Below are 4,846 nucleotides of genomic sequence, written 5' to 3' on the forward strand. Positions count from 1 at the left end.
TTATGCAGCCTACCCCCATATTACAGCCCTTTTCACAGCTTAATACGTCCACTATTAAGGGCAGATGCTGGTCTCCCCGGCGTATATATCTCTCCAGGTTGCCCAGATACTGTTCATAAATGGCAGGGCCTTCGATTTGGGCAATCTCGCTGGCCGGGGTATCCGGGTAATGGTACAAATACGACGCTTTGAGTCCGCCCGGAGTAGAGAAATTTGCGGTGATCCCGGCCGGTATTATATTGTCAAACTCACTGTCCTCCATACTAGACAGCTCGATACCATGCTCTTCGAAGATTTTCAACAAGTGCTGATAGGTAACATTGTATTTCACTATGCGGCTGTCCTGGAATTCCCGGCGCTTGGCCAAACAGGGCGAAATCAGGGCCAATTCCGCATGTGGATGCAATGAGCCGGCATATACCGCCAAATTGTGAACCGGGCTGCCAATTGGAGCCAAATATTCAAGCAAACCGGGATGGCTTAATTCCACATATCTTGTCACCGCCGGGCAGGGCGTCGATATAAGCGGCCTTTTGACGGTGCCGGCAGCCATGGCCTGGTGATAAGCAGCAACCGTAATTTCCGCACCGAGCGATACGTCATAAGCTTTGTTAACGCCCAATTTTTTTAAGGCACTGATCAGTTTGGGCAATTCAAAGTTGCTGGCTGCCGAAGGGGCAATTAAGGCCACGATTTCCCGCTTCCCCAGGTTGGCCGCAAACTCAGCGGCATCGTCAATTATGAAGCGGGCGCTCTTTTCAATACTGCCGCCGTGGCTTTTGATACAGGCCTCAACGCAGCGTCCGCAGGCAATACACCGGTTATTATTGAATTTGATTACTTCCCCGCTGCCATCACTACATATTTTTACCGGACAAACCGCAATGCATTGATGGCAATTGGTACAGTTATCTTCGTTGATCCCTATAACTTGTACGAACTTTTCCATAATCTCCCTCTATTTCATAGCAGTTTTATACAGATACTATGCAATAATCATGCCGCTGCTTGAGAGCTTACCAGCTTGATTATATAATAAGCCGCAGCCGCAGAGGCGTTGTAAATAATAGTATTTATGGGGTTTAAGCCAAGCTCTGTAGACAGATGGGAAATGCCTGTTAATAATGCGTAAAATGTCGCTGTAAACTTGGGCAGGTATTCAGTGCACAGAGATGTATGCAATTTATTTATTCATTAATATGGTAGAATGAAAGCTTAGTAGAGAACTAGTCGTTTAAGGATACCATCTACTGAAAATATGGAGTGAAAAAGATGTCAAAACGAACCGATATTAACAAAATCCTGATTATTGGCTCCGGCCCTATCGTTATTGGTCAGGCCTGTGAATTTGACTACTCGGGAACTCAAGCCTGCAAAGCCCTAAGGAATCTGGGTTACCAGATTGTACTGGTCAATTCCAACCCGGCCACCATCATGACCGATCCGGGGATCGCCGATGTCACCTTTATTGAACCGCTCAATGTGAGAAGCCTCACCGCTATCATTGCCAAAGAAAGGCCTGACGCGGTTTTGCCCAATCTGGGCGGGCAGTCGGCCTTGAATCTGTGTTCGGAATTAAGTAAATCCGGAGTTCTATCGCAATACGGGGTGCAAGTGATCGGAGTGCAAATCGACGCCATTGAACGCGGAGAAGACCGGATCGCTTTCAAAGAGACCATGAACCGGCTGGGTATAGAGATGCCCCGCAGCAAACCGGCCTACAGCATCGCGGAAGCGGAAAAGATCGCCCAGGAACTGGGCTATCCGGTGGTGATTCGCCCTGCCTACACCATGGGGGGTACCGGCGGCGGACTGGTATATAATATTGAAGAATTGAGAATAGTCGCCAATCGCGGCATCGCTGCCAGCCTGGTGGGACAGATACTGATCGAGGAATCGGTCCTGGGCTGGGAGGAGTTGGAGCTGGAAGTGGTCCGTGACGCCAAAAACCAGATGATTACGGTGTGTTTTATCGAAAACATCGATGCCATGGGGGTACACACCGGAGATTCCTTTTGTGCGGCGCCTATGCTGACCATCAGTCCCGAACTGCAAAAAAGGCTGCAGGACTACGCCTACGCGGTTGTAGAAGCTATTGAAGTGGTCGGAGGCACCAATGTTCAGTTTGCCCATGACCCCAAAACCGGTCGGGTGGTAATCATTGAAATCAATCCGCGCACCTCGCGCTCCTCAGCCCTGGCCTCCAAAGCCACCGGTTTCCCCATTGCCATGGTTTCCACCATGCTGGCGGCGGGTCTGACCCTGGACGAGATCCCCTACTGGCGGGATGGGACCCTGGATAAATACACCCCTTCGGGTGATTATGTGGTCATTAAATTTGCCCGCTGGGCTTTTGAAAAGTTTCCCGGGGCCCTGGACAAACTGGGTACGCAGATGCGGGCCGTAGGCGAAGTGATGAGCATCGGCAAAAACTATAAAGAGGCGATGCAAAAAGCCATCCGCTCCCTGGAAATAGGCCGCTTTGGGCTGGGCTTCGCCAGGAATTTCCACCAGCTTCCCCTGGACGAACTGCTCTCCATGCTGGCCGAGCCTTCCAGCGAGCGCCAGTTTATTATGTATGAAGCCCTGCGCAAAGGGGCCGACATCAATCAGCTGTACCGCCTGACGAATATCAAGCCCTGGTTTATTGAACAGATGCGGGAATTGGTGATGTTTGAAGAAGAGCTGCTGAAGCATAAGGGCGGGAATCTGCCCGACGAATTACTCATCCAGGCCAAAAAAGACGGTTTTGCTGATCGTTACCTGGCGACCATTCTTGATATACCCGAAGCGGAGATTCGCCGTCGCCGCCTTCTCCTGGGAGTTGCCGAAGGCTGGGAAGCTGTTCCGGTCAGCGGGGTTGAAAATGCGGCTTACTATTTCTCCACCTACAACAGCCCGGATCAAACCGCAACCAGCGACCGCCCCAAGGTGATGATTCTGGGGGGCGGCCCCAACCGCATCGGCCAGGGAATCGAATTTGACTACTGCTGTGTGCACACCGCCTTTGCCCTGCGCGATCTGGGTTTTGAAACCGTGATTGTCAACTGCAACCCGGAAACGGTTTCAACCGATTATGACACCTCCGATAAATTATACTTCGAGCCGCTTACGGTCGAAGATGTTCTGAGCATTTACGAAAAGGAAAAACCGCTGGGAGTGATCGTGCAGTTCGGCGGGCAGACCCCCCTCAATATCGCTGCAGAACTGGCCAGGGCCGGGGTAAAGATCCTGGGGACCACGCCGGAAACCATCGACCTGGCAGAAGACCGCGACCATTTCCGCCGCATTATGGAGAAGCTGGATATTCCCATGCCGGAATCAGGCATGGCAGTCAATATTGAAGAGGCTCTGGCCATCGCCAACCGCATCGGCTATCCGCTGATGGTGAGACCTTCATATGTCTTGGGCGGCAGAGGCATGGAAGTGGTCTATGATGAAGAGATGCTGCGCCAGTACCTGGCGGCTGCAGTAGGAGTAACTCCGGAGCGCCCCATTCTCATCGACCGCTTCTTGAGCAATGCCATCGAAGCCGAAGCCGATGCCATCGCCGACGGCGAAGATGCATTCGTCCCCACGGTCATGGAGCATATCGAATTAGCCGGGATTCACTCCGGAGATTCGGCCTGCGTGATACCGCCTATCAGCATCGCTGCCCAACACGTGAACACCATTGAGAAATATACCCGCCAGATCGCCAAAGAGCTGAATGTGATAGGTTTGATGAATATGCAGTACGCCATTGCCGATGATAAAGTATACGTGCTGGAAGCCAACCCGCGTGCTTCCCGGACCGTACCTCTGGTTTCCAAGGTATGCAACATATCTATGGCACGGATTGCCACCGAGATCATGATGGCCCACGCCGCCGGGCAGAAATACTCGGTCAGCCGGCTGAAATCCAAATATCTGCCCCACTTCGGGGTTAAGGAGGCGGTCTTCCCTTTCAATATGTTTCCTGAAGTAGACCCCCTCTTAGGGCCGGAAATGCGTTCCACCGGGGAAGTGCTGGGCATCGCTGATTCCTTTGGTCTGGCCTACTACAAGGCCCAGGAAGCAACCCAGTCCTGCCTGCCTTTATCGGGTACGGTTTTGTTTAGCGTGACCGACCAGGACAAACCCGCCGCTCTGGAAACCGCCCGGGAATTCGCCAAGCTCGGATTCAAGATCAGGGCCACGGCCGGAACCCATAAATACTTTCAAGAAAAGGGTATTGACTCTACAGAAATCAACAAACAGTATGAAGGCCGCCCCAACATCGTGGACGCTATAACCAACGGGGAACTCAACCTGGTCATCAATACCCCCTCCGACAAGCGCAGTCAGTCGGACGATTCATATATCCGCAAGTCGGCCATTAAACAACGGGTGCCTTACATCACCACCATGGCAGCGGCCCAGGCCAGTGTCAAAGGCATCGCGGCCTATAAGGGAAATACCGCTAACGCCTCCCGGCTTAAGTCGCTGCAGGAATACCACGCTGATATCCGCGATATAGAATCCTGAGACTGAATCCGCAAGGGAGGTGCCTGGCCATAGTTCACAGCACCTCCTTTTTATGGCCATAATATACTGATTTTGATATCATCAGGTTAATGTTTGATTTTGTGGAATGTTTTCAGTACCGGACTGTCAGGAAAAGCAGTTAAAACATGGCGAGGCCCACCCGGGTTATGGTCTGGCAGAATGGTCCGGGCTGCCGCCCCTTTTATCGGCAAGACACGGAGCTGCCCAGCCGAATAATTTAAACGCTCATCGGGGGAGTTTTGCGAATGACAATTGCCACTTTATTCGCCACCGCTTTCATGGTCGGGCTGTCTGGCGCTATGATGCCCGGCCCTCTCCT

At 52.1% G+C, this 4,846-nt stretch carries 2 protein-coding genes; one reads left to right on the plus strand and one right to left on the minus strand.

Annotated elements, in window-relative coordinates:
- Nucleotides 1-949, minus strand: a 949-nt coding sequence (locus B3W37_RS00555; RefSeq protein ID WP_483174471.1) for a [Fe-Fe] hydrogenase large subunit C-terminal domain-containing protein, incomplete at its 3' end; no start/stop codon positions are given.
- 323 nt (nucleotides 950-1,272) lie between these two features.
- Between B3W37_RS00555 and carB the strand changes: the two genes are divergently transcribed.
- A complete protein-coding gene (carB, locus tag B3W37_RS00560; RefSeq protein ID WP_483174472.1) occupies nucleotides 1,273-4,506 on the plus strand; it encodes a carbamoyl-phosphate synthase large subunit in 3,234 nt (1,077 codons plus the stop codon).
- Nucleotides 4,507-4,846: the final 340 nt, after the last annotated feature.

Source organism: Syntrophomonas sp. UBA5494, assembly GCF_002426325.1.

Bases quoted from the DNA above. Each gene is read 5' to 3' on its own strand.
- carB (WP_483174472.1), top strand. From the start codon at position 1,273: ATGTCAAAACGAACCGATATTAACAAAATCCTGATTATTGGCTCCGGC.